At 65.1% G+C, this 23,496-nt stretch carries 26 protein-coding genes; 10 read left to right on the forward strand and 16 right to left on the reverse strand.

Annotated features, from left to right (window positions below; translation table 11 throughout):
* Window positions 1-188 precede the first annotated feature (188 nt).
* Window positions 189-989 carry an alpha/beta fold hydrolase gene (locus tag ACIA48_RS06940; RefSeq protein WP_396729046.1) on the forward strand — a complete coding sequence of 267 codons (801 nt, stop codon included), beginning with the start codon at window positions 189-191 and terminating at the stop codon, window positions 987-989.
* On the opposite strand, the gene ACIA48_RS06945 is transcribed toward ACIA48_RS06940, so the two are convergent.
* Window positions 900-2,054 (reverse strand): hypothetical protein, encoded by a 1,155-nt coding sequence (locus ACIA48_RS06945; RefSeq protein ID WP_396729048.1) that lies wholly within the window; start codon window positions 2,052-2,054, stop codon window positions 900-902. The genes ACIA48_RS06940 and ACIA48_RS06945 overlap by 90 nt on opposite strands.
* Window positions 2,055-2,057: 3 nt before the next feature.
* Complete coding sequence (locus ACIA48_RS06950; RefSeq protein WP_396729050.1) at window positions 2,058-2,975, reverse strand: metal-dependent hydrolase; 918 nt, start codon at window positions 2,973-2,975, stop codon at window positions 2,058-2,060.
* Between the two features lie 84 nt (window positions 2,976-3,059).
* Between ACIA48_RS06950 and ACIA48_RS06955 the strand changes: the two genes are divergently transcribed.
* Window positions 3,060-3,662 (forward strand): TetR/AcrR family transcriptional regulator, encoded by a 603-nt coding sequence (locus tag ACIA48_RS06955; RefSeq protein ID WP_396729052.1) that lies wholly within the window; start codon window positions 3,060-3,062, stop codon window positions 3,660-3,662.
* Here ACIA48_RS06955 and ACIA48_RS06960 read toward each other — a convergent pair.
* Window positions 3,646-4,566 carry an LLM class F420-dependent oxidoreductase gene (locus ACIA48_RS06960; RefSeq protein WP_396729055.1) on the reverse strand — a complete coding sequence of 307 codons (921 nt, stop codon included), beginning with the start codon at window positions 4,564-4,566 and terminating at the stop codon, window positions 3,646-3,648. The genes ACIA48_RS06955 and ACIA48_RS06960 overlap by 17 nt on opposite strands.
* A gap of 129 nt (window positions 4,567-4,695) precedes the next feature.
* Between ACIA48_RS06960 and ACIA48_RS06965 the strand changes: the two genes are divergently transcribed.
* Together ACIA48_RS06965 and ACIA48_RS06970 are read left to right on the forward strand one after the other, a co-directional pair.
* Entirely contained in the window at window positions 4,696-5,532 is an 837-nt protein-coding gene (locus ACIA48_RS06965; RefSeq protein WP_396729057.1) for a MaoC/PaaZ C-terminal domain-containing protein, read from the forward strand.
* A complete protein-coding gene (locus ACIA48_RS06970) occupies window positions 5,529-6,461 on the forward strand; it encodes an LLM class flavin-dependent oxidoreductase (RefSeq protein ID WP_396729059.1) in 933 nt (310 codons plus the stop codon). Before ACIA48_RS06965 ends, ACIA48_RS06970 begins: the two co-directional genes overlap by 4 nt.
* Here ACIA48_RS06970 and ACIA48_RS06975 read toward each other — a convergent pair.
* Window positions 6,458-7,615: an acyl-CoA dehydrogenase family protein gene (locus ACIA48_RS06975; protein ID WP_396729061.1), complete on the reverse strand. Its 1,158-nt coding sequence runs from the start codon at window positions 7,613-7,615 to the stop codon at window positions 6,458-6,460. The genes ACIA48_RS06970 and ACIA48_RS06975 overlap by 4 nt on opposite strands.
* Window positions 7,616-7,671: 56 nt before the next feature.
* On the opposite strand from ACIA48_RS06975, the gene ACIA48_RS06980 reads away from it, so the two are divergent.
* Complete coding sequence (locus ACIA48_RS06980; protein ID WP_396729064.1) at window positions 7,672-8,325, forward strand: GAP family protein; 654 nt, start codon at window positions 7,672-7,674, stop codon at window positions 8,323-8,325.
* A gap of 18 nt (window positions 8,326-8,343) precedes the next feature.
* Window positions 8,344-8,823 carry an SRPBCC family protein gene (locus tag ACIA48_RS06985; RefSeq protein WP_396729066.1) on the forward strand — a complete coding sequence of 160 codons (480 nt, stop codon included), beginning with the start codon at window positions 8,344-8,346 and terminating at the stop codon, window positions 8,821-8,823.
* Here the strand turns inward: ACIA48_RS06985 and ACIA48_RS06990 are convergent.
* From ACIA48_RS06990 to ACIA48_RS07020, 7 genes are read right to left on the reverse strand one after another with little or no spacing between them, the layout of a single operon-like run.
* A complete protein-coding gene (locus ACIA48_RS06990; RefSeq protein WP_396729068.1) occupies window positions 8,818-9,741 on the reverse strand; it encodes an alpha/beta hydrolase in 924 nt (307 codons plus the stop codon). The genes ACIA48_RS06985 and ACIA48_RS06990 overlap by 6 nt on opposite strands.
* 4 nt (window positions 9,742-9,745) lie before the next feature.
* The gene (locus ACIA48_RS06995) at window positions 9,746-11,254 is read right to left on the reverse strand and encodes a flavin-containing monooxygenase (protein ID WP_396729070.1); all 1,509 of its coding nucleotides are present in this window, start codon (window positions 11,252-11,254) and stop codon (window positions 9,746-9,748) included.
* Between the two features lie 5 nt (window positions 11,255-11,259).
* On the reverse strand, window positions 11,260-11,982 hold the full coding sequence (locus tag ACIA48_RS07000; protein ID WP_396729072.1) for an SDR family NAD(P)-dependent oxidoreductase: 723 nt from the start codon (window positions 11,980-11,982) through the stop codon (window positions 11,260-11,262).
* A complete protein-coding gene (locus ACIA48_RS07005) occupies window positions 11,979-12,722 on the reverse strand; it encodes an HpcH/HpaI aldolase/citrate lyase family protein (protein WP_396729074.1) in 744 nt (247 codons plus the stop codon). The genes ACIA48_RS07000 and ACIA48_RS07005 overlap by 4 nt, the downstream gene beginning before the upstream one ends.
* Window positions 12,719-13,684 (reverse strand): zinc-binding dehydrogenase, encoded by a 966-nt coding sequence (locus ACIA48_RS07010; RefSeq protein ID WP_396729076.1) that lies wholly within the window; start codon window positions 13,682-13,684, stop codon window positions 12,719-12,721. The genes ACIA48_RS07005 and ACIA48_RS07010 overlap by 4 nt, the downstream gene beginning before the upstream one ends.
* A gap of 1 nt (window position 13,685) precedes the next feature.
* A complete protein-coding gene (locus ACIA48_RS07015) occupies window positions 13,686-14,897 on the reverse strand; it encodes a cytochrome P450 (protein ID WP_396730665.1) in 1,212 nt (403 codons plus the stop codon).
* 20 nt (window positions 14,898-14,917) lie between these two features.
* Window positions 14,918-15,622: an NIPSNAP family protein gene (locus ACIA48_RS07020; protein ID WP_396729079.1), complete on the reverse strand. Its 705-nt coding sequence runs from the start codon at window positions 15,620-15,622 to the stop codon at window positions 14,918-14,920.
* Between the two features lie 49 nt (window positions 15,623-15,671).
* On the opposite strand from ACIA48_RS07020, the gene ACIA48_RS07025 reads away from it, so the two are divergent.
* Together ACIA48_RS07025 and ACIA48_RS07030 are read left to right on the forward strand one after the other, a co-directional pair.
* Entirely contained in the window at window positions 15,672-16,508 is an 837-nt protein-coding gene (locus ACIA48_RS07025) for an SMP-30/gluconolactonase/LRE family protein (RefSeq protein WP_396729081.1), read from the forward strand.
* Window positions 16,505-17,320 carry a thioesterase family protein gene (locus ACIA48_RS07030; protein WP_396729083.1) on the forward strand — a complete coding sequence of 272 codons (816 nt, stop codon included), beginning with the start codon at window positions 16,505-16,507 and terminating at the stop codon, window positions 17,318-17,320. The genes ACIA48_RS07025 and ACIA48_RS07030 overlap by 4 nt, the downstream gene beginning before the upstream one ends.
* On the opposite strand, the gene ACIA48_RS07035 is transcribed toward ACIA48_RS07030, so the two are convergent.
* From ACIA48_RS07035 to ACIA48_RS07045, 3 genes are read right to left on the reverse strand one after another with little or no spacing between them, the layout of a single operon-like run.
* Window positions 17,317-18,084: a MarP family serine protease gene (locus ACIA48_RS07035; RefSeq protein ID WP_396729085.1), complete on the reverse strand. Its 768-nt coding sequence runs from the start codon at window positions 18,082-18,084 to the stop codon at window positions 17,317-17,319. The two genes, ACIA48_RS07030 and ACIA48_RS07035, sit on opposite strands and share 4 nt — an antisense overlap.
* Window positions 18,085-18,119: 35 nt before the next feature.
* A complete protein-coding gene (locus ACIA48_RS07040) occupies window positions 18,120-18,311 on the reverse strand; it encodes a ferredoxin (RefSeq protein WP_396729087.1) in 192 nt (63 codons plus the stop codon).
* A gap of 8 nt (window positions 18,312-18,319) precedes the next feature.
* Entirely contained in the window at window positions 18,320-19,573 is a 1,254-nt protein-coding gene (locus ACIA48_RS07045; protein WP_396729090.1) for a cytochrome P450, read from the reverse strand.
* A gap of 44 nt (window positions 19,574-19,617) precedes the next feature.
* On the opposite strand from ACIA48_RS07045, the gene ACIA48_RS07050 reads away from it, so the two are divergent.
* Entirely contained in the window at window positions 19,618-20,166 is a 549-nt protein-coding gene (locus ACIA48_RS07050) for a TetR/AcrR family transcriptional regulator (protein ID WP_396729092.1), read from the forward strand.
* On the forward strand, window positions 20,163-21,230 hold the full coding sequence (locus ACIA48_RS07055; protein WP_396729094.1) for a phosphotransferase: 1,068 nt from the start codon (window positions 20,163-20,165) through the stop codon (window positions 21,228-21,230). Before ACIA48_RS07050 ends, ACIA48_RS07055 begins: the two co-directional genes overlap by 4 nt.
* On the opposite strand, the gene ACIA48_RS07060 is transcribed toward ACIA48_RS07055, so the two are convergent.
* Together ACIA48_RS07060 and ACIA48_RS07065 are read right to left on the reverse strand one after the other, a co-directional pair.
* A complete protein-coding gene (locus ACIA48_RS07060) occupies window positions 21,227-22,294 on the reverse strand; it encodes a phosphotransferase family protein (protein WP_396729097.1) in 1,068 nt (355 codons plus the stop codon). The two genes, ACIA48_RS07055 and ACIA48_RS07060, sit on opposite strands and share 4 nt — an antisense overlap.
* Window positions 22,291-23,415: a hypothetical protein gene (locus tag ACIA48_RS07065; protein ID WP_396729100.1), complete on the reverse strand. Its 1,125-nt coding sequence runs from the start codon at window positions 23,413-23,415 to the stop codon at window positions 22,291-22,293. Before ACIA48_RS07065 ends, ACIA48_RS07060 begins: the two co-directional genes overlap by 4 nt.
* Window positions 23,416-23,496: the final 81 nt, after the last annotated feature.

The following is a 23,496-nucleotide window of genomic DNA, read 5'->3' on the forward strand; positions in this document are numbered from 1 at the left end:
GCCGCAGCGGATAACCGACGGGTTGGACGGCGGTGGAACTACGCAGAACCTGTTCGACCGAGTCGCAGCTCTGCTTGACGAACTCCCGCAATCTCGCGTCGCGAGCGGCAATACCGATGGGGAACGCGAGAAACTCGGCGACACCACGGTGACCCACCGATTCGTCGACGCCGCTGGCGAGCGAAACCGTGAAGTGGCATTACGTGGAAGCCGGCGATCCGTCGGCGCCGTCGGTGGTGTTCCTCCACGGTGTCCCCGACTCGTGGTGGCAATGGCACTACGCTCTGGAGTCGCTCAGCGATGCCTATCACTGTGTGGCAATCGATTTGAAGGGCTACGGGCAGTCCGACAAACGCACCGGCGACTACCGCCAACAGGGTGTCGCGGACCAGCTTCACGCGCTTCTCAATGAGATCGGCATCGCCGAGTTCGCCTTGGTGACGCATGACCGCGGCACGCCGCCGGGAGATCACCTCGTCAGCGCTCTGGGCGACCGGGTCACCGGCTACGCCCGTGGACAACAGCACCTGTGGCATCTGCATCCCAGCCTGCATCCTCAGGAGCAGCTTTTCACCTCACGGGATGCTCCCGCGATCCTCGCTGATGCCGCGCGGTTCGTCACGACCGCCTACACCTGGCTGGCGGAACGGCCGGTGGCGGCAGAGGATCTCGTGCGCACCATCGATGAGTTCGGACACGAAGGTATCGCCTCGTCCGTGCCGAGGTACTTCCACTCGTCGTCGTTTCGGCAGGAATGGATCGATCGGCGCACGAAACTGCTGGACTCCTGGAGGGCGCCGGTTCTCCTCCTGCAGGGCAAGCATGACCCGGTGCAGCCGTACGAGTTCTACACCGACCCCGCTGTTCTGCAGTTGCTGCCGGAGGGCAGCGGTGTCCACCTATTCGACACCGGACATTTCTGGCCCTTCGAGGCCCCGCACGAGACTGTCGACGTTCTCCGGACCTTTCTCGATTCCGTGACGCGCTGACACGACCGCGACAATGCACAGCGCCGCCACGACGAAACTCGCCGTCGCGTAGAGCAGACTTCCCGTCGGCGTGCCGTCTCGGGTGACGCCGTCGACGGCTCTGAAATAGTCCGGCAGCGCACTGATCCACAACACTGCCAGCACCCCGAGATAGATCGGCCCGAACAGTCGCACGAAATCGCTCTGCAGAGCGTCATCCTCTCTACGCACCCGCGTCCATTGCGTGACGAGCACGGGGACCGCGACGACCGTGACGACGACGAGCTCGACGGAGAAGACGATCGCCTGCGCGGTGACCTTGCCGCTGAAGATCGACGACGGCAGGCTGAGCACCGCGATCCCGATGGGGGTCAAGATACCGGCTACTACGGTGCGCAACGCCAGGCTCACACTTCGGCGCTGTCCGTCGCGGCCCACAAAGAAAAACACGAGAAGTGTCACCACCACCGGGCCGAGCGCGGCGAAGATCCACACACTGGTCATCGGTACGGACGCCAGCATCGGCCGGTTGATCGCATTGTCGGTGTTCCATTGCCACCACCGCAGTTGAGGACCGAGCTGGTCGAACACCTCGTAGAGGCAATGGTGGACGAAGCCGACGCATAGAGCCCCGACGACGATCCCCCGGTCGCGAAACACCCCGAGCGAGCGGACGATCTCGTACGCGAGGGTGACGACGGCCGGATACAGCGCCACGATGTACAGCGGCAACCGCTCGAAGAGGAACTGGACCGTGAAGGCGTTGTGTACGAACACAACTCCCAATGACTCCTCGACGCCGAAGATGTTCGGGAAGTACAGCGGGATCTCGATGACGAACAGGTAGAGCACGGTGGCGAACCACAGCGCGAGGTTGACGGGGTCGCCGTCGCGCCGCAGGCGCCTGATCGAGTAGAGCAGCGCGAGAACGGCTCCCGCGACCATCATCAGCTCCAGTACGGGCAGCGTCCAGTTCGACAGTGCGAACGGATTGCGCAGGTGCAGGATGGCGGGAGCGTTCTGACACGTGAAGTCGCCAAGCGCTTCGGCGATGGCGTCAAACGCCGCGTTGCACTGTGCTGCCATGCCTCAGCCTGCGCGTTCTGCGCTGTACCAGCGCGTGACATCCTCGCCGCGGTCCCATCTGCCGAACCACTCGTCCGCGAACTCCGGCAGCGGCTCGTGTTCCGGATTGTGGAAAGGAGTCTGGCTCAACAACACCCGGGATATTGCAATGAACTTTTCCCGCCGCGACACACCGCTGAACGCCGGCGGTATCGGATCGGCATCTGGCCTGCCGAACGGCAATCTCTGCCTCAGCGCAGTGCGCATGTTGAACGCAGGCAGGAACGTCCGCGCGTCGACCTTGCGATCCTCCAGTGGGACATGGGCATTGACACCGTCGGCGATGATTGCCGCCACCTCGAGGAGGTGGCGGAAGATCGCAGGCAGCACGCGCATCCGGTACCACGGCTTGCCGACGACCGCGTCGTAGATGATCAGCGCTGAACTACGGTGTTCGACCTCTTCGACGAAGTGCCAGAGGAACAGCGACGCCACCCGCTCGTCTCCCGGCCGGAACAGCGTCTTCTCGTTGTCGAGCATCAACTTGAAACTCGGCGTGAACGTCGCCTCGGTATCAGCCACGTACGCAAGCCGGAATTCCAGCGATCTGCTCGCGGTGACGTGATCGAAGCTCGCCAGCATCTCGTCGAACGTCTCCTGCAATCCGGGGTACCGCCGGATGAGCGCGTTCACGTGTTTGCGATGGGTGCTCGAATGCTGCGCTTCCTGACGCAGGAACGCCATCGCCTCGGCCTCGACCGCGGGATCGGTGATCAGCGGCCGGGCTTCCTTCACCGCGGCGACGATCATCTGCTCGAAGCCGATGGCGATCATCGAGGTCGCATTCATCGAGAAGGAGAACGCTGGACTGTCCGGATGCCACATCCACGGCACGTCCTCGGTGAAGTCGAACTTCGGCCTGCGGACTTTCAAGTCGGTCATGTCAGCGGCCCGGTGCGACTCATTACACACTGAGACATCACGTGTATCATGTGTAATTGTTAACCGGCCGACGCGGAGGAGTCAATGGGGCGCAAGGGTTGGGCAGGCGCACCGCCCGTCGACGACGACGACGCCCGCAAGCGCATCGTCGATGCCGCACTGACGTGCATCGAGCGGCAGGGCCCCGCTCAGACCACTCTGTCGGACGTCGCCGACGCACTCGGGATCACCAGAAGAACCGTCTACCGATACTTCGCCAGCACTGAGGAGCTGTTTCTGTCCGCGGCGGACGTGGCACTCAACGGTTTCGTCGCCAACATCGAACACATCACCTCCGAGTTCGACGACGTCGCCGATCAGTTGGTCGACGTCGTCGCCTACATCATCGAGCAGCTTCCCGAGCAGCCGTTGTTGACGCTGTTGCTCGAAAACGACCGGGCCAATCAGTTCAGCCGCCGACTGCTGCAGCCGGTCGTGATCGCACGGTGCCGGATCATCCTCCAACACACCCGAATCGACTGGGCCGCACTGGGCTACACCGAGAATGACATCGACGAACTCGTCGAGTTCCTCCTGCGCATCATCCAGTCGATGGTCATCGCGCCGGCGGACCCACCGCGCACCGGCGCGCAGCTGCGCGCTTACCTGCGCCGGTGGATCGGGCCTGCGCTCAATTCGCGGCCTTGATCACCGAGCTACCGAAGCGTTCGATCGTTTCCAGCACGTGCGTCAGATTGTCGCCCGGTAAGCCGACCTGCACCCACGTGACGCCCACTGCCGCAAGCTTTTCCAGACCGGTGAGATAGGCGTCGGCGTTGAAGTCGTCGCTGCCGGGGCTGCCGCCCGCGGCGTTGGTGAACGTGACATCGATGCCCGTGAAGTCCCGACCCGCGGTGTCGAACCTGCGACGCAGATCCTCGACCCCCGCGGCGAGGGCCTCCTCGTCCATAACCGCGGTGCGCGCCGTCTGCGCGAGCATCGCCGGCGCGGGGAACGGGCACCAGCCGTCACCGTGCAGGACGACGCGTTTGCGCGCGGCCGAGGTGTTGCCGCCGATCCAGATCGGCGGGTGCGGTGTGCTGACCGGCCGAGGATGAGCGGTGATCCCCTTGGCACTGAAATGCGTACCCTCGTAGGAGAAGTCGTCGGTGGTCCAGATTCCGCGGATCACCTCGAGCGCCTCCTCGAACAATTCCGCACGCTCGTCGAAGTCCACGCCGACCGCGGTGAACTCCCGCTTGAGGTAGCCGACGCCGACGCCGAGGGTGAACCGCCCCTCGGACAGCAGGTCGAGCGTCGCCCCGGCCTTGGCCACCACGAATGGATTGCGGTACGGCAGCACGACAATGTTCGGGATCAGCCGCAGCGTCGTCGTCCGCGCGGCGGCGTAGCCCATCGCCACGAACGGGTCGACCGCGTCGTGTCCGCCCGACTCCAACCATCGCTGCGAGGGTGCCGGGTGGTCGGTGAATCCGAAGCCGTGGAACCCGGCTTCCTCGGCCGCCGCCGCGACGGTGGCGATCCCTGAACCTGTCACCAATTCCGGGTTGTATGGATGGCTGTGCATCGGGTGGGTGAACGTGAACCGCATGTATCTGCTCCGCTTCCGCGCGGCGAGCCGCGCATTCAACGTTAGAACAATCTTCTCGATTTCCGAGAATGTCGTTACCATGCGAATCGCAGAAAGTACAGAGTTCGCGCCGCAGAAGGGTCATCAGGGATGAGCGAGACGACGGTGGCTCCTGTCCGGCACGGCCCATTCGCCGGCCACCTCGACCCTGAAACGATCGCCCGGTACGCCGCGGCCACCGGCGACCGGACGGCTTCAGTGCAGAACGGGCTTGCGGTCCCCGCCGTGTTCCCGGTGATCCTCGTGTTCGCACCGAATGAAGCCGCGCGAACGGACCTGCCAGATGCGGCGTACCAGGGTGCTCGGGGCGGTGTGCATGGCGAGCACGACATCGTGCTGCACCGACCTTTGGTTCCCGGCGAGCCGCTGCAGACGTGGTCACGAATTTCAGCGGTTCGCACGACAACAGCGGGCACCCAGGTGGTGATGCAGTTCGATCAGGTGGATCGCGACGGAATTGTCGTCGTCGAACAATGGTGGACGATGATCCTGCTCGGCTTGCGGGGTATGGCGGATCTCGGCATGCCGCCGGCTGAACACAGGTTCCCCGACTCGGCGCGGGCCCACCCCCTCGGCAGCATCAGTCAGCACATCGATGCGGACATCACGCATCGCTACGCCGAGTTGTCCGGGGACTGGGCCGCACATCATTTCGACGTCGACGTGGCCCGGGCGGCCGGTTTCGATTTCGTGTTCACCCACGGGCTGTGCACGATGGCGATCTGTTCACACCTCCTGCTCGGTCTGCTCGGCGTCGGGGATCCGGGACGGGTTCGGCGCATCGCGGTGCGGTTTGCGGCGCCCACTCCCCTTGGTTGCGATCTGCACGTGAATGCCTTTTCAATCTCCGAGCATTCGTTCGCGTTCGAGGCGGAAACGAACGGTACGACGACCATCAGCCACGGACGATTGGAGCTGCGGGCATGACCAAGCCGGAGATAGGCGTCTACCTGCCTCAGATGGGCTTCACCTACGAGCAGGTCCTGCATCGCACGCTGCGCTGCGAACAGCTCGGCATCGACTCGATCTGGCTCTACGACCACCTCTACGCCCCCGGTATGCCGGACTATCCGTCGATGGAGGCGTGGACGCTGGCCACCGCGCTGCTGAGCCGCACTGAACGTATCCGGGTCGGACATATGTTGCTGTGCAATCAGTTTCGCCATCCGGCGGTCCTCGCGAAGATGGCGACCACGCTGGATCAGATCTCGGCGGGGCGGCTTGCGCTGGGTATCGGCAGCGGTTCGATCGAGGACGAGCATTCCCGCCTCGGGTTGCCGTGGGGCACGTTCGCCGAGCGGTCCGAGCGCCTAGGGGAAACTCTGCAGATCCTGCAACAGGCGTTCGCCAACGAGGTTATCGATTTCACCGGACAGCATTTCGTCGTGAAGGACATGCCGATAAAGCCCGGCCCAGTGCAGCAGCCCAGACCGCCGATCGTCGTCGGCGGAGTCGGCGAGAAGTACACACTGCCGTTGGTCGCGCGCTACGCCGATGTCTGGAACGTGCCGACGTATGCGCTTGGCGAACTCGAACACAAGATCTCCGTGTTGCGGGCCCTGTGCGACGAGATCGGCCGCGATCCGTCGACGATCCTATTGTCGATCGAAGCGGTGATGGCATTGGCGGCGGACGACACGTCTCTGCCCAAGGTGCGTGAGCTCGCCGAGAAGCGTTTCGGTGTACCGGCGTTCGGGCTCAAGGAAGGCGGTCTCGTCGGCACGCCACAAGCCATCGTCGACCGCCTTCATCAGTTGCAGGAGCTGGGCTTCGGGCAGATCGTGCTGTTCACCCACGACCGCGGATCCGACGAGACACTCGACCTGCTCGCCGCCGAGGTGATCGCGAACCTCTAACTCTTCACCGGCGGCGCGTACGCGGGCCGCCCCAGGCCCAGCGCGTGCTGGGCGATCATATTGCGGAACACCTCGAGAGTGCCGCCGTAGATCCCCGTCGGTCCCGCCAACCGGAACACATACTCGGCTCCCCCGTCGGCCTGCGCACCATACGCATCGACGGGCAGCGTCGAGACCGTGCCCTGAAGGTCCATCAGCTCGAGCGACACTTCGCGCATGGTCTGCGCATTGGCAACCCGGCCGAACATGTCCGGTGTACTCATCGCCGCTTCCATACGCGCGATGCCGCGACCCAACCGGTACTTCACCGCATCGTCGTCGGCGGCCCGCGGCGCGACCTTGTCGATCGCTTCGGCGAGCAAGACGAGATGCTCGGCCATGGCCGCGACCTTCTGCAAACCGTCAGCGCCGCGTTCCACGGTGCCGTGTTCATCGTTGAGCGCGTCGCGCAACACGGTCCAGCCGGCGTTCACCTCACCGAGACGGTATCTGTCGTCGACCCGCACGTCGCTGTAGTACGTAATGTTGGTGCGATCGCCGTCCACGGTGCGCAACGGTTGAATCTCGACACCCGGCGAGTCCAGCGGAACCAGGAACATGGTGAGGCTCTTGTGTTTCGGCGCGGACGGATCCGTGTTGGTGATCAGGAAGACGTAGGAGGCATTTTGCGCATTCGAGGTGAACATCTTCGAACCGTTGATGATCCAGCCGTCGCCGTCGCGCACCGCTCGCGTCTTGCAGGTCGCCACATCGGACCCGCCGTCGGGCTCGGTGTAGCCCAGGCACAGGCGAATCCGGCCCGACAGCGCGCGCTCCATCACCTCCGCCTTGAGTTCGTCCGACCCGAAGTCGCGCACCGCCCTGGCGACCATCGCCGTCGTGCCCCAGTGGAACCACGGCGTGTGAGCGCGGCCAATCTCGAGATTCCAGAGCCGGCGCCGCAGACGGCTGAACCCACCGTCGGCTTCATCGTTGAACTCGGAGGCCAGATAGCCGGCCTCGCCGAGCGCGAGGTGAACGCCCTCATCGAAGTTCTCCCCCGACTCGCGGTCACGTGCGATCACCTCGTCGGTCACGAGGGTCCTCAGCAGTGCCCGGAGCTCGTCCTGGAAGGCCTGGTCGTCGGCAGACAGTTCGACGCGGGAGAAGTCCACGCTCCGAGCGTGACACTTTCTCATCGATCTGTAAAGCCGCTGTAGAGTCGCGTCTGATGTCGACACTTCTGAGCCAGCTCGTGGCCCCCGCGATGGTGGTTGCGATCTCGCCGTTCTCGATCATCATCGCAATCTTCGTCGTGCTCCACACCGATCGCCCCCGCGCGAACGGCGTTGCGCTGCTGGTCGGCAGAGTGCTTGCCCTCGCCGCGGTGACGGCCGTGTTCTTGCAGGCACCGCGGCTGATCGGCGGCCTCAACCGACCCTTCTCCCCTCGGGTGCTGCTCGTCCTCGGCGGCATCCTCCTCGTGATCGGCGTGTGGGTCTGGTTCAGGCGCGACCAGATGACCGAGGAACCACCGTGGCTCGCCAAGTTCAGCCGGCTCACGCCCATCGGCGCCGCGGGCGTCGGGATGTTCCTCGTATTGGGCAACCCGAAGATGCTGGCCGCCACCGCCGCTGCCGGATTACTGATCGGCACCGCCGGCATCAGCGTCGCGGCCGCGAGCGGGGCAACTGTGTACTACTCCGTGGTCGCCAGTTCGACGGTGGCCGTTCCGGTGCTCGCCTACATGGCGGTGGGTGCGCGGGCCGACGACCAACTCAACCGTTTCAAGGAGTGGCTGCACCGACACAGCGGACTCGTCACGGCCGTCATCCTCGTGGCGGTCGGAATCACCTTGCTGGTCATGGGAATCAGCGAGATTTAAACCGAAGGAGCATCAACCGTGGGCATCGTCACCACCAGCTCGGAGACGGCATTCAGCCAGTCTCCCGAGGCGGTCTACGACTTCGTGACCAACCCCGCCAACTGGACCAAGACGTATCCAGGCGGTCCGGATATCCGCAACCTCCCCGACCGGTTGCCGCTGCAGGTCGGTGACACCTGGGACGAGGCACACCCCGATCCGTCGAAGGACCGCGTGTTCACGTGGCAGCTGGCGATGGCGATACGCCCGGCGCTGTTCGTGTTCAGCTCCGTCGGCAAACTGGGCCACGACAGTCAAGGCAAGGGCGGTCTCGAAGGACGGATGACGATCGAGTACCACTTCACCCGGCCCGGGGATGGCCTCACGCTCTTCACGAGAACCATGACCATCGAGGCGTATCGGCATGCTCCGCTGACCGACGGCTTCTTCCGGATGGTCAACCCGTCACACATCGACGCGTACCACGCGGCCGTCGCGCGGGAACTCGCCGCGTCATAGTCCGTGCCATAACGCTTTGCGTAGCGCGGCTCCCTGCAGATCGAAAAGGCGCTGGCTCGTCTCCCACTCCGGGAGCAGCGAGTCGAACCCATGACAGGTGCCGGGGAAGACGTGCAGTTCGGTGGCGACGCCTGACCACATCAGCCGTAGCGCGTAGTCGAGAGCTTCGTCGCGCAACGGGTCCAATCCCGAGCAGGTGATCAATGCGCTTGCGACCCCGGATAACTCGTCGATCCGGCCGGGCGCGGCGTCGACGGGGACGGGTCCGTCACCGACGTAGTGTCGCCACATCTGTTCGGCGGCGGGTCCGTCGAACCCTGGCGTTTCGATGAACTCTTCCTTGGACGGTGTCGGCCGATCATCGAGCACGGGTTGGTGCAGCAACTGGAATACGACCGGCGGCGCCGCTCCGTCGGCGGCACACTGGGCGAGCCGGGCGGCCAACGCCGCACCGGCGCTGCTGCCCGCGACCGCTAACCGGTCGGGGTTCACGCCCAACTCGGATGCGTTTTCGGCCACCCAGTGCAGCACCGCCATCACGTCCTGCAGCGCGGCGGGGTGCGGATGTTCAGGGGCCAGCCGATAGTCGACGGAGAACACGGTGCAGCTACCCTGCCGGGCGAACTGGACACACTGGCGGTGGTCCGTGTCGAGGTTGCCCAGCACGAAAGCCCCCGAGTGGCAGTAGATCACCGCCGGAGACGGGGCACCCGCACCCCGGTAGATGCGTACCGGCACCGAGTCCACGACTCGCTGCTCGACTTCCACCCCGACTTCGTTGACACTCTTCACCGTCTCGGCGCGGCGCTGGTTCAGTGAGTCGCGAACCACGCCGAGCAGATTCGGCGAGAGATCGGTTCGGGCCGCTGCGAGATGGCTCAAGGCGGGATCGAGCCGTTGCACGACGTTCGCGTCCATGACGCTATTGGTTCGCCGTCGAGTGTGACCCCACCTCGACCGCTGGTCGTCGCGCAGGAGGTTCGAAGGTGTACTCGGACGGGCGGAAGCGGCGCGTCATCTCCCAGAATGCCCGAGCGCTGCGCGGCCACTGCGTGACCACGCGTCCGTTGGGCGCGCGAAAGTAGTTGCTGCACCTCGTGAGCCACACGGTGCCCTGCATCCAGCCGTCAATCCTGTCGATGAAATCCGTCATCGTCGTAGTGCGCACCGCGACATAGTTCTTCCGTTTGCGCCGCATGTATTTCAGCGCGCGCACGATGTAGTGGGCCTGCGCCTCCAGCATGAAGATGACGCTGTTGGAGCCGACGTTGGTGTTCGGGCCGTAGAGCATGAAGAAGTTCGGGAATCCGGGCACCGACATGCCGAGGTAGGCGAACGCCCCGTCACTCCATGTCTCCCGTAGCGTGGTCGCATCCTCGCCGACGACCTCTATCTGGCCCAGATAGTCAGCCGCCGCATAGCCTGTCGCGCACAACACCGCATCCACGTCGAGTTCCCGGCCATCGGCGGTCACCAAGGTGCGGGCACGCAAGGCCCTAGCCGGACTGGCCACCACCTCGACGTGCGGTTGGGTCAACGTCTGCAGATAGTCCGTCGCGAAGACCAACCGCTTGCAACCGAACGGATGTTCCGGAGTCAGCCTGCGGCGCAAATCTTCGTCGGGCACCACGGCATCGAGGGTGCGCAAGGCGATGTCCTTGAACTCGTGGGTCTTCTCGCTGCCGTTCTCGATCACACCGATGTTGGACTCGCTGCGCAGCCACAACCGCGTCCGGTAGACCTTCTTCGCGAACGGAACGTGGGTGAACAGCCACTTCTCACGATCGGTGTAGGCGCGGTCGGGTTTCGGCAGAATCCACGTCGGCGATCGCTGTACCGAGTACACCTTCTTGGCCACCTTGGCGACCTCGGGGATCAATTGCGCCGCAGTCGATCCGGTACCGAGAACCGCCACCTTCTTGTCGGCGAGGTCGACTGAGTGATCCCAGCGAGCGGTGTGCATCAGCGTTCCGGTGAACGGCTCCTCTTCCGCGAGGTCGGGCAGCACGGGTTGGGTGAACAGGCCGATCGCCGAGACCACGACGTCGAACGTGTACTGCTCACCGCCCGCTGTGCTCAGCTGCCACGTCTCGGTTTCGGCGTCCCATCGCGCCGACGTGACCTCTGTGCGCAACTTCAGATTACGGTCGAGTTGGTAGCGCTGCGCGCATCGCTCGAAGTATTCGAGGATCTCGGGCTGCCCAGACCAGAGCCGAGACCATCGGGCGTTGAGGTCGAACGAATACGAGTACAGGTGCGACTTCACATCGCAGGCCAGCCCCGGGTAGGTGTTGATCCGCCACGTGCCGCCCACGCCGTCCTCGCGGTCGAAGATCGTAAAATCGCGAAAACCGTTCCTTCTCAGAAAGATCGCGAGCGCCAGGCCACCAGGGCCGGCCCCGATGATGCCCACCGAGACAGCTTTGGTCATCTGGTTCATCCGATCTGCAGGGTCTGTCCGCCGTCGACGACGAGTTCGGAGCCGGTGATGAACGACGCGTGCTCGGACACCAGGAATGCCACGGCGTCGGCGATCTCCATCGGCGTACCGAGCCGCCCCTTCTCCGCGAGCCGTGCCTGCGTCACCGGGTCCAGCATCGGCGTCTCGACCGGTCCGGGGAGCACCGCGTTGACGCGGATGCCCGAGGCTGCGAGCTCCGCGGCGGCGATCTGGGTGAGGCCGCGCAGCGCCCACTTCGACGAGCCATACGCCGCGTGATTCGGAAACGCGCGGATGGCGCCGGTGCTGCACGTGTTGACGATCGCCGCGCCGTCGGCTTGGCGAAGATGCTCGAGCGAGGCCTGGATGCCCAGGAACGGCCCGAGGCAATTGACCCGCCAGCTCCCCTCGAACCCCGCAGGCGTCTCCTCGGAGAACGACGCGCGATGCAGCACACCGGCGTTGTTGACGAGGGTGGTCAGCGAGCCGAACCCCTCGACGGTCCGTCCTACGGCATCAGCCCACTGCTGCTCGGACGTCACGTCGAGTTCGACGGCGAGCACACCCTCGCCCAAATCCGAAGCGCAGGCCTTCAGCTCATCGATCAGCAGGTCGCACGCGGCCACCCGGAAGCCATCCGCGTACAGTCGCTTGACGATCGCCGCTCCCTGCCCGCGGGCCGCACCGGTGACAAGGGCGACGCGGCCGGTCGACGTCACTGGGCCTCCTCGAGGTGCGCCGCTGCACCGCGACGTAGCGCCTGGGACTCCGACGCCAGGGTGATCATCCGAAAGCCCAACTCGGCCATGGCCTTTCCAGGCTTACCCGCGTTTGCATGGATGCCGGGAACCAGGCCCGCGCCCGAAGCAACGGAATGGATGCGAGTCACGGCATCGAGCACCGCGGGAGTGTCGAGTGCGGTGATCGGGTTCTCCCCCAGCGAGATCGCCAGGTCTGCCGGTCCGACGTAGACGCCGGAGAGACCGGGTACCGCACAAATCTCGTCGGCCGCCGACAACCCTCGGGCGGTCTCGATCATCGCGTAGACACTCGTGCGTTCTTCGTGCGCCGCGGGATCAACACCGATGTCGACGCGCAGCGGCCCGAAGCTGCGCACGCCGGCCGGCGCGTATCGGGTGGCAGCCACCGCGGCGGCAGCCGTCTCGGCGGATTCCACCATCGCGATGATCACCGCGTCGGCTCCGGCATCAAGAACGCGACCGATCGGCGCGGGATCTGCCGACGGCAGCCGCACCGCGGTCGCGATCGGTACGTGCTCCAGTCGGCGCAGCAGCAGCGCGACATCGGCGTCGTCGAGATAGCCGTGCTGGACGTCGAATCCGACGTAGTCGTATCCCGCCCTTGCGAACTCCTCCGGCCCAATGATCGTCGGCCCGACGACCCAGCCGCCCCAGATGCGCGGCTTGTCGGCGAGTGCGTCCTGCAGTCGGCTGCTCATTCGGCGATCGCGATCTTCACGCGGTCCGGGACCGGCTTGCACGCCAGGTCGAACGCCGCCTGCACGTCGTCGACGCCGAACGTGTGCGTGACATAGGCGGCGAGCAGCTCCGGATGGTCTTTCGCGAAAGCGTCGGCGGCATCGAGGACTCGTCGCCGCTCGAGCGTCACACCGGATTTGAGCGTCAGGTTCTTGCGCAGCATGGCGCGCATGCTGATGGGATAGCTGTCGTCGTCGGGCACCCCGAAGTAGAGCACGGTCCCACCCGGCGCCGCGGCGTCGATCGCATGCCCCAGGGTGGCGACCTGGTGGCCGACGGCTTCGATCACGACGTCGGGCTGATCGCTGGGCTCCAGGTGGCTCACCCACCGGTCGCTGGTCGCGCGGACGATGGTGTCAACACCGAACTCCTTGCCGACGCCGTCGCGGTCGACGGGGTCGATCCCGGTGACATGACGTGCGCCCAAAGCCTTTGCCGCATAGGAGAACAACAGCCCGATCGACCCCTGCCCGATGACCGCGACGTGCCGGCCCGCCAGGTCCAGCTGTTCGAGGGCATACAGCACACAGGCCAACGGTTGCAGTGCGACGGCATGCGAGGCGCTCAACGCCGGATCGTAAGGCGCGAGGCCGTCGCCGTCGGCGACCACGAGTCCCATCAGCCCGTCAAAGCCGGAGGCCCAGCCGACGACCCGGTCACCCACCCGGTGGTCACTGTGGTTGCTCGCCACCACTTCACCGACGACCTCGTGGACCGGAAAGCCCACCATCTCGGCTGCGTTCAGGCCTCTGTCGCCGGCGATCTTGCCGCGCACGCCGCGGAACGGCGGCAGGTCGCTGCCGCAGACACCGGCTGCCATGAAGCGCAGCAGCACGTGGCGGTCGGTCAGGTCCTCGGCGGCTTTGGGTGGAACATCAAGTCGCTCAAAGGTGTACGGCGCAACGAGTCGGTATGCCCACACCTCACACCTCCACGGGCAGGTTGTTCCAGCCCCATTGGAAGCTGGACGGCGGGCGCGCGGCGCCTTCACTGATGATCCGCCAGTCAGGCACTCGTTTGAGCCATTCGGTCACCATGATGCCGATTTCGAGGCGGGCCAGGTGCACACCGAGGCAGAAGTGCTGTCCGCGGCCGAACGCCAGCAGCCGTTCGATGCGACGATCCCAGATGAACTCGTCGGGCTCCGGGTACTCCCGCTCGTCGCGGCCTGCCGATGCGAGCAGCGTGATGACCCGTTGGCCCGGAATCATCGTCGTACCGTGCATCGTGAACGGTTTGCGCAGTGTGCGCGCAAACCATTGCGCGGGCGCGCAGTAGCGGATCATCTCCTCACGCGCGACGGGCACGTTGGCGTCGAGATCCGCACGTACGGCTGCTAACTGGTTCGGGCGCTGACCCAATTCCCAGAGTCCGTGCGCGACGATCTTCGGCACGGTTTCCGTGCCGCCGATGAAGACACCGAGCATCTGCACGGCGGCCTCCATGTCCGACAGCGCCGAACCGTCGGGAAGCCGGTAGCCGATGAGACTGTCGGCGATCGACAGCTCGGCACCGTCACCGGCGCGCCTGCGTTCGATGATCGGCACGAGGTACTCCAGGTAGCCGGGCCGCGCGTTGGCCACCTCCACCCCGCTGCCCGGTTGGGCCAGGCTTCCGGCGTTGACGGTCGCCAACACATCGGATGCCAGATTGGTCGGCAGCCCGACCAATTCGCAGACCACAGACGCGGCGACGATGCCGCCGTAGTCCTGGGTCAGGTCGAAGGTGCCGCGCGGCAGCAGTTCGTCGAGCCGCTCGTTGGCCATGACGCGGATCCGGTCCGCCAGTGCGGCCACGGATTTCGGCCGGAACTGACCCGAGGTGCAGCGACGGACGGAGTCGTAGATCGGCGCGTCGAAGTTCGCGTGAAACGGCAGAGGGTGCAGCGGCGGATCGGGCACCGGACCGTCGTTACGTGTCGCCAAAACCGTTGCCGCGGGCAAAGTTCCCTCCGACGCGACGAAGGTACCGTCGTTGATCGCCAGCACCTGCCAGATGTCGTTGAAGCGCGACAGCGCGTAGGTGTCCCACTTGTCGATGTAGTACACCGGATACTCGTCGCGCAGGACGCGGTAGTAGGACGGCGGGTCGGCCATCACCGCGGGGTCGAACGGATCGTAGGAGAAGTTCTGCATCAGCTGTGTCACTTGGAAACTCATCGCAGCGGCGACGGGGGTAGCGCCTGCAGTATCGAATCCTCCCACCCGTCGCGCAACGCGGGGGCGACGCTCATCCAGGTGACGATCTCGGCGGGCGGGCTGTCCTTCCACGACGGATAGTGGTTCTCGAAACAGTCCCAGTCGCCATCGAGCGCCCAGTAGTGGATGACTTCGTTGAAGCGGAACGTCGTGATGAACGATCCGAGCCAACGCTTTCCGGTGGATTCGGACCACGGCACGTACAGGCGTTCGAGTTCCCGGATGTAATCGTCCTGCTTGCCGGGCTTGGTCTCCATGATCTCCTGGATCACCAGACCCGCGGAGAAGTTCGACTCCGTCAGCTGTGCCAGCGTCCTGTTGAACTTCCCGGCGTACATGATCCGGCCCTCGCCGGAGGCACGGATCTCGGCCAGGAAGGCCCGCCACGTCGCCGCCGCGTCGGCATGGCTGCCACCGGGCGCCTGTGCCTTACCGATGCGGGCGTAGTCCGCGAACGCATCGATCTCCCAGATGATCGTCACCTGGGGCCAGTGACCGTTGTACGGCGTGGTCTCCCATATCGCGAACAGTCGGGCCCCGAGGGCTTCCATCATCGGGTGGTAAACCTCGCCGAAGACGCTCGTGAACTGCCCGCTTAGGCCTTCACCCAGCGCAATCGTCTCGTGGAGATAAAGAAGCGTGTGGCCGTAGAACTTCTTCACACCCGCCACCTAGTTGACAGTCGCACCCTGCGAGCGTGACACTTATGACGTGATTTGTAAAGGTGCCGACACGCTGACGACACTGACCAAAGGTTTCTGCTTCGGTGAGGGTCCTCGGTGGTTCGAGGGACTGCTGTGGTTCTCCGACATGCTGGGCGAGGCGGTGCACACCGTCAACCTTCATGGCGACCTCACCACCCTCCCGCTGCCGGGCCACCACCCGTCCGGTTTGGGGTTCCGCCCCGACGGGACGCTGCTGATCGTGTCCGGTGAACAGTGCCGGCTGCTGCGCTACGACGGGTACACCGTCGAGGAGGTCGCCGATCTGTCGGCCGTCGTGCCCGCCGCGCTCGGTGACATGGTCATCGACGACACTGGCCGCGCTTACATCGGATCCCAGGCACGTGAGGGTGGCGTGATCGTCCGGGTCGATCCCGACGACTCGATCACCGTCGTCGCCGAGAGCCTCGACTTCCCCAACGGCATGGCGATCACCCCTGACCGCACGACGCTGATCGTGGCGGAGTCGACCGGACGGCGGCTCACCGCGTTCACCATCGCGACCGACGGATCGCTCAGCGACCGAACGATATTCGCCGATGGACTCGACGGGCCGCCCGACGGCATCTGCCTCGACGCCGAGGGCGGGGTCTGGGTGGCGATGACCCTGGCGCACGCGTTCGAGCGGATCGAAGAGGGTGGCACGGTCACCGAAAGGATCGAGATGGGCGACCGCACCGCGATCGCCTGCACCCTCGGCGGGCCGGAGCGGCGCACGCTGTTTCTGCTCTCCAGCACGGACGCCTATCCGCAACGGCTGATCGGGACCAAGGAGTCACGCGTCGATGCAATGACCGTCGACGTCCCGGGGGCCGGCCTGCCGTGAGCGATTCCTACTACGAATTGATCGATGCGACCGATCCGCTCGGCGAGAAGTTCGCGGCGACCGATCTGGTCCGCAGCACCTGGACGGCCGAAATACAGCAGGGCGCACCGGTCTCGGCCCTACTGGCGCGCGCGCTCGAGAGATGCGAGGCCCGCGACGACACCCGGCTGAGCCGCGTGATGATCGATCTGCTCGGCGCGGTCCCCGCCGAGGGAGACCTGTGGGTGCGATCCCGAATCGAGCGCTCCGGCAAGCAAATCGAGTTGGTCAGTGGCGAGATGCTGGCGCCCGGTCGTGACGGTGAGCCCCGCGCGGTGGCCCGTGCCAGCGGGTGGCGACTGAAGACGATCGACACCGCGGATGTGGTTCGCACCTCGGCGCCGCCGCTCCGGCCACTGTCGGAGGCGCGCAGCCGCGACATGAAAAAGGACTGGGATCGCAACTACGTGCACAGCCTCGACTGGCGGTGGCTGACTCAGCCGATGAGCGACGGGCCCGGCGAGTCGTGGATCCGCCCCGAGGTCGACCTGGTCAAGGGCGAGTCCATGACACCCCTGGAGCGACTGTTCGCCGTGGCCGACGACGCCAACGGCATCGGCACCAAGCTCGACATCAGGAAGTGGACCTTCATGAACACCGACCTGGTCGTGCACGTACACCGGGTTCCGGAGGGCGAGTGGATCGGCATCCGCGCCGAGACCAACTACGGTCCCGACGGGATCGGTACGACAATCGGCACGCTGTTCGACGAGTCCGGGCCCGTGGGCGCGATTCAGGAATCGGTATTGGTCCGGCCGATGCCCGGCCGCTAGGTGACGCAGGCTCCTGTCGGCACCGGCTCGGTCCCCGTCGAACCGACGGCGTGCGGAAAGACCTGATTCGTGGTGAGCACGAAGCCGGTCTCGGGATCGTCGACGGCCGAGCCGAAATTCATGCCTAGCACCCGACCTTCCACGTCTATCAGCGGTCCGCCGGAATCTCCCTGTCCCACTTTTCCTCTGATCGTGTACACCTCACGTCGCACGCTGGTGGAGCGATAGATGTCCGGGCCGGTGAGTTCGATGACCTCACGGATCCGAGCCGGATAGGCGACGAACGGTCCCCCACCTGGATAGCCGAGCACCACGGCGTCAGTGCCCTTCAACGCGGTGCCGTGGGCGAAATCCAGTGGTGGCGCCTGCAATCCCGGAACATCCAGGATCGAGATGTCAGCATTCGGATCGAAGGCGACCACGGTGGCTTCGTGGTCGTGACCGTCGACCGAGACGTTGAAACTGTCCGCACCCGCCACTACGTGTGCGTTACTCATCACGCGGTTGGGGCCAATGACGAAGCCACTGCCCTCCAGGACCTTCCGGCATGCAAACGAGCTGCTCATGACCTTGACGACGCTGTGCGCTGCCGCCGCGACGACGGCGTTGCCAGCTAGGGACTCGTCCGGCGCCTGGACGCTGGGCACCGGCGGTGCCACTTCTGCCGCCTGGTTGATCTCGTCGATCGTGTCCGCGACGGGCCCGCACCCGCTTAGACCAATCGCCACGGCGACCAGCCCAACGACGACGCGTATCGGCTTCACCGACGACACGATAGACGTACGCCCACCAAATGTCCTCAGTCGGTCAGGCGCAGCGCCGCCACGGGGCACTGAGTGACGGCCTGCTGCATACGATCGCGATCGGTTTCGGGCCGTTCGTTGTCGTGAATCACGACGATGCCGTCATCGGACACCTCGAACACCTCTTCAGCGATCGATTCGCAGATGCCGTGGCCCGTGCACTTGTCCAGATCGACTTCCACCCGCATGGTCACCCCTATCGAACGAAGGCAGGCAGGCGCTTGACGCCGTGAACGAAGTTGGAATAAAGCAGGTCTGGCTCACCGAACTCGACGGTGGTCAATCGGGTCAGCAGTTCCCGGAACAGGTTTCGCAGCTCGGCCTTGGCCAACTGGCTGCCCAGACAGAAGTGCGGTCCGCCGCCGCCGAACCCGAGATGCGGATTGGGTGAGCGCGACAGGTCGAACACGTCGGGGTCGGCGAAGGCAGATTCGTCCCGGTTCGCCGAGCAGTAGAACAGACCCACTTTGTCGCCCGCCCGCACCGACGCACCGTTGATCTCGGTGTCCTCGGTCACGAAGCGCGCGAACTGCAACACCGGTGACGACCACCGGACGAATTCCTCGACCGCCGCACCGATCCGGTTGTCGAAGTCCTCCATTAGCCACTCCCGCTGTGCGGGGTTCGCGGTCAGGGCCAGCATCGCGTGTGTGGTGGCCTGTTTGGTCGTGTCGTTCCCGGCCGACGCCAGCAGGATCAGAAAGGCACCGATCTCCTCGTCGGTCAGCCGGTGGCCGTCGACCTCCGCGTTGACGATGCCCGTCATCAAGTCGTCACCGGGATTCTTGCGCCGGAACTGCGCCAGCTCGACCCCGGTGTTCGACAGCAGCGTGATCTGCGCGATCGGGTCTTCGGCCCGCTCCTCGGGTGTCGCGTACTCGTCGTCGCTCATGCCGAACAGCTTCTCGGCGGCGTACGCGACGGCCGGCTGGTCCGCGGTCGGCACGCCGAGCATGTCCATGATCGTCAGCATCGGCAGCCGCGCCGAACACGCAGCCACGAAGTCGACGTCCCCGGCGCCGACGAGCTCATCGACGATCGCGACGGCATTGCGGCGGATCTGCTCCTCGATCTGACGGACGTTGCGGGGCGTGAACGCCGAACTGATCAGCCTGCGGTACACGGTGTGTTGCGGCGGATCCATGCTCAGGAAGAACGATGCGAACCGTTGGATCTCGGCGGGCATCGGGTTCAGCGCCACCCCGTCGGCCGAGCTGAACAGCTCAGGATGCTGACTGACGAACGCGATATCGGCACGACGCGTCAGCGCCCAGAAACCGGGCTCCTCCATCGGGAACATCGAGTCGAACGGCCGGTGCCAGGTCAGGCCGTCACCAGCGCGTAGCTGGGCGAATATCTCGTCGCGGGCGTCGAAGGGCCGACTCCAGAAATCGTGCGACGTGATGTCGAACCGGCTGTACTCACGCGCCTGCACAGGTGGGGCTGTCACAGATTTAGCGTGACACTTCGCCAAAAATTTGTAAAGCTATGCCGATGGAGGAATCGTGGGTCGAGGTTGACAGCTCGACACGTCAACGAATTCTCGCCGCCACCGCGGAGGTGCTCGGCCGCAACGGTATGACCAAGCTCAGCCTGTCGGAGGTCGCTGCGCAGGCCGGGGTGTCACGCCCCACGCTCTACCGGTGGTTCGCCTCCAAAAAGGAACTGCTCGAAGCCTTCGTGGTGTGGGAGCGCCAATTCTACGAAACTGCGGTGGCCGAGGCGACCGCCCATCTGCCCGCGTGCGAGAAACTCGACGCAGCCCTTCAGGTGATCGTCGACTACCAGCAGTCCTACCCGGGGCTGCGCATGGTCGACATCGAGCCGGCTCAGGTCATCAAGCGGCTATCGCGCGTCATACCGCTGATGCGGCAGCGGCTCGAGCGCCTCGCGTCTGGGCCTGATCCCGCTCTGGCCGTGTCGACGGCTGTGCGCGTGGCGATTTCGCACTACGTCGTGCAAAGCGACGATGACGCCGACTTCCTGGATCAGCTTCGGCACGCCGCCCGCGTCAAGCACCACGCCCCTGAGACCGGGCGGTGAACATCCCGTCGAGCGTCGACGACCTGACGCCGCAGTGGTTCTCCGACGTGCTCGGCGCACCGGTCGATGCGGTGGACGTTCTCGATGCGCATTCCGGCACCACAGGCCGTGCACGCGTCGGCCTGACCGCGTCGTCATCGGAGTCGTCGGGCGTACCCGAAACCGTGTTCGTGAAACTGCAGCCGTTCGCAGAGCAGCAGCGCAAGTTTCTGCGTCAGATCGGTCTCGGTGTCGCCGAGGCGAGGCTCTATTCCGAAGTGGGCGGCGAACTTCCCGTGCGGTCACCGACGGTATGGCATGCCGCGTACGACGAGTCCGATGGCTCGTTCGTGATGGTGCTCGAGGATCTCACCGCCTCCGGGTGCCGCTTTCCCACCCCTGGTGACGACGACATCGTCGACGTCGCCGCGTCGGCCATGGATGAGCTCGCCATCCTGCACGCGGAATTCCAGGGGCACGATCTCGCCTGGCTGCGCACCCCATCAGGCATGAAAAGTAAGCCCGCCGATACCGAAACAGCCTCCCGCCGAGCACAGTTCATCGTGTCGGCGCTCGACCAGTTCGCCGATGACATGCCGGCCGTGTTCCGACGCCTCGGCCACCTCTACGCGTCCCGATCACTCGACATCGTCGCCCTGTTCGGCGAGGGTGAGCGCACCCTGATCCACGGCGACACCCACAGCGGGAACCTGTTCGTCGACGGGAAACGCACGGGCTTCTACGACTGGGCCGTGGCAGGCCGCGGTCCGGGAGTGCGGGATGTCGGGTATTTCCTGTGCAATTCGCTGCCGATCGAGACGCGGCGCGCCGAGGAGGACGCTCTGCTCGCCCGCTACCGGACCGCGCTCGCCCGCAACGGCGTCGAGCTCGATGCCGCAACAGCCCATGAGCAGTACCGGCTCTTCGCCGTGTATTCGTGGATAGCGGCCGCATCCACCGCGGCGATGGGCGCGCAGTGGCAGCCCATCGACGTGTCGCTGGCCGCCATGGCGAGTACCACGCAGGCGATCGAGGATCTCGATTCCGTCGGCCTGCTCGAAGATCGCTTGGGTATCAGCGCCTAGTGCGCGGTCTGCGCCTGCTTCATCCGTTCCTCGCTGGGCATCACCGGGCCGTCCTCCAACTGCTCGGTGACTCCCAGCTCGGCGAGCCCCATCTGCGTGAATATCGGTATGCCATAGGCATTCAGCATGAACCGGTGGTCCTCGGTGGCTCCGTCGTCGAAGAGCCGTGAGCCGATCAGGTTGATCACGGCGAGCTTGAAGGCGTTGAAGGCCCGGTACCACTCGCGATACGCGATGGTGAGCCCGCTCGCGGCCGCGTAGTGGGCGACGACGTCGTCGATGACCGGCGCCGCCTCATGGCTGGGGATCCCTACCGGCATGCGCCACAACAACTCCAGGTAGCCGATGTCGGTCATCGGATCGCCGATGGTGGTCAGTTCCCAGTCGAAGACCGCGCTGACTTCGCCGTCGACGAAGGCGAAGTTGCCGGGCTTGGCGTCACCGTGCACCAGGGTCACTGCGGAAGACGGCGCGGGTTGGCTGCCCTTGAGTTCGCGCAGCAGTCGTTCCAGCGCGGGCAGCGTGCCGCGTTTGACCCGCTCCATCTCCGCGGACCAGTGCCCAATCTCACGGTCGAGGTGGTTGTGACCGTCGGCAAGAGCATCCAGGCCCGCACCCGCGATGTCGACCGTGTGGAGAGCGGCCAGCTGTTCGGCCATGCTGTGGCACATCCGCCGGACTGAATCCTCGGGCTCGGAGGGCGCCTCCAACTCGTACACCGTCCCCGGCACTCGCTCCATGACGAAGAACGGCCGGCCCAGGACGTCGCCCGTATCTTCCAGCCACAGTGCGCGAGGCACCCGGACGGCGGAACCTTCCAGCGCACGCAACACGGTGAATTGCTTTGCCAGGTCATAGGGTTCGAGCAGTGCCGGAGACGGTGGCCGCAGCCGGATCACGACATCGCGCCTGTCTGCGCCCGACACGATCGTCAGCACCATCATCTCAGCGGAGTGTCCGAACTCCACGCGATCGAGCCCCTCGAGCCGCAGGTCGTCGATATCCGGAAGCTGCGTGCGCAGCCATTCGGTGAGCCGATCGACAACGTCGCTGCCGTAGGTCATTTCTTCCCCGCGGGCTCACGATTCACCGTGCGCCGGTCCTGCTTGAACTTCGCCATATCCATCGGACGCCAGTTCGGGTAGCGGGGGTACGCGTCTCCGCCCATGAGAATCTCGAAGATGCCCCACCCGGTGCGGCCGTCGAAGTCGAAGCGCATCAGCTGGTCGACCGCCATCGCCTTGTCCTCGTTCTCGACGAGTTCACCGTCTTCGTTGCTGTCCCAGAGGAAATGGATGAAGTACTCGCCGCCGCCGAGATCTTCGAAGTTGCACTTCGACATCGGCAGTCCGTAGTAGGCGTTCACGTGCTGGTGCGGCGTGTCGGCGGTGACGCGATACTGCTCGCCGTCCTCGTCGGTGAAGACCAACACGGCGCTCGCCGGCCGCTTGCGGTCGCGGTCGAACTCGACGTCGTGCTGGATCTTGACGAACCGCTTCGACAGGGTGCCGTCGTTGTGGGTGATGCCGCCGTCGACGTAGGTCACTGTGCCGTCGGCGGTTTCGAAGATCCAGGCCTCGATGGCACGATCATCGAACCCCGCGTCGAGCCAGAGCCAGAAGTCGATCTCGTCCGCCACCCGGACCCCGAAGGTCCGGTCGCGACCACCGTGAAAGCCGTCGACGGAAATGCGTTCACCCTCGACCTCCACCCAACCGGTCCACTTGCCCGGCTCCTTCATGTGGTACATGTCCGCGATGACCCGGCCGTCCTTGCCGGTTACCTTGAGCGGCAGCAGCTCCCACATCGGGGCGGTCGGTTCGTAGTACAGCTCCCATGCGATGCCGGAGTTGTTGGGTTCGACCTCCAGCTTCCACTTCTTCAGAGGCTCGACGCACGTCCACCGCATCGGTCCGGCACCCACGTCGGCGCGACCGCCACCGTCGACCGGGCGGCCGGCCAGTAGGTCGTAGTGGCGTCCATCGGCGAACGTCACCTTCACGTAGCCGAGCCCCGACTTGGTGTTGGGGTTGTTTCCATAACCGGACGCCAGCAGCAGATCGCCGTCGGGCGAGGCGGCGAAGAAGTAGCACCGGTCAGACCACGTGGAATCCGGGTGGTGCACCTCGTCGAACGGCCGAGGCAACTGGTGGGTGAAGGACTCGTCTGCGGCGGAATAACCCATTCCGAGAGCGTGACACTCTTGACGCAATCTGTAAAGCACCGGGCTCGCGCGGCTGATTTGACACCTATACGCTGGCTGTAT

It is taken from the genome of Mycobacterium sp. NPDC051804 (assembly GCF_044452905.1).
GTDB lineage: Bacteria > Actinomycetota > Actinomycetes > Mycobacteriales > Mycobacteriaceae > Mycobacterium.

Excerpts from the sequence above, each read along its gene's own strand:
- ACIA48_RS06950 (WP_396729050.1), bottom strand. The coding sequence starts at position 2,975 with ATGACCGACTTGAAAGTCCGCAGGCCGAAGTTCGACTTCACCGAGGAC.
- ACIA48_RS06980 (WP_396729064.1), top strand. The coding sequence starts at position 7,672 with ATGTCGACACTTCTGAGCCAGCTCGTGGCCCCCGCGATGGTGGTTGCG.
- ACIA48_RS06990 (WP_396729068.1), bottom strand. The coding sequence starts at position 9,741 with ATGGACGCGAACGTCGTGCAACGGCTCGATCCCGCCTTGAGCCATCTC.
- ACIA48_RS07050 (WP_396729092.1), top strand. The coding sequence starts at position 19,618 with ATGGAGGAATCGTGGGTCGAGGTTGACAGCTCGACACGTCAACGAATT.
- ACIA48_RS07065 (WP_396729100.1), bottom strand. The coding sequence starts at position 23,415 with ATGGGTTATTCCGCCGCAGACGAGTCCTTCACCCACCAGTTGCCTCGG.
- ACIA48_RS07015 (WP_396730665.1), bottom strand. The coding sequence starts at position 14,897 with ATGCAGAACTTCTCCTACGATCCGTTCGACCCCGCGGTGATGGCCGAC.
- ACIA48_RS07060 (WP_396729097.1), bottom strand. The coding sequence starts at position 22,294 with ATGACCTACGGCAGCGACGTTGTCGATCGGCTCACCGAATGGCTGCGC.
- ACIA48_RS06945 (WP_396729048.1), bottom strand. The coding sequence starts at position 2,054 with ATGGCAGCACAGTGCAACGCGGCGTTTGACGCCATCGCCGAAGCGCTT.
- ACIA48_RS06995 (WP_396729070.1), bottom strand. The coding sequence starts at position 11,254 with ATGACCAAAGCTGTCTCGGTGGGCATCATCGGGGCCGGCCCTGGTGGC.
- ACIA48_RS06960 (WP_396729055.1), bottom strand. The coding sequence starts at position 4,566 with ATGCGGTTCACGTTCACCCACCCGATGCACAGCCATCCATACAACCCG.
- ACIA48_RS06970 (WP_396729059.1), top strand. The coding sequence starts at position 5,529 with ATGACCAAGCCGGAGATAGGCGTCTACCTGCCTCAGATGGGCTTCACC.
- ACIA48_RS06965 (WP_396729057.1), top strand. The coding sequence starts at position 4,696 with ATGAGCGAGACGACGGTGGCTCCTGTCCGGCACGGCCCATTCGCCGGC.
- ACIA48_RS07005 (WP_396729074.1), bottom strand. The coding sequence starts at position 12,722 with ATGAGCAGCCGACTGCAGGACGCACTCGCCGACAAGCCGCGCATCTGG.
- ACIA48_RS06955 (WP_396729052.1), top strand. The coding sequence starts at position 3,060 with ATGGGGCGCAAGGGTTGGGCAGGCGCACCGCCCGTCGACGACGACGAC.
- ACIA48_RS07040 (WP_396729087.1), bottom strand. The coding sequence starts at position 18,311 with ATGCGGGTGGAAGTCGATCTGGACAAGTGCACGGGCCACGGCATCTGC.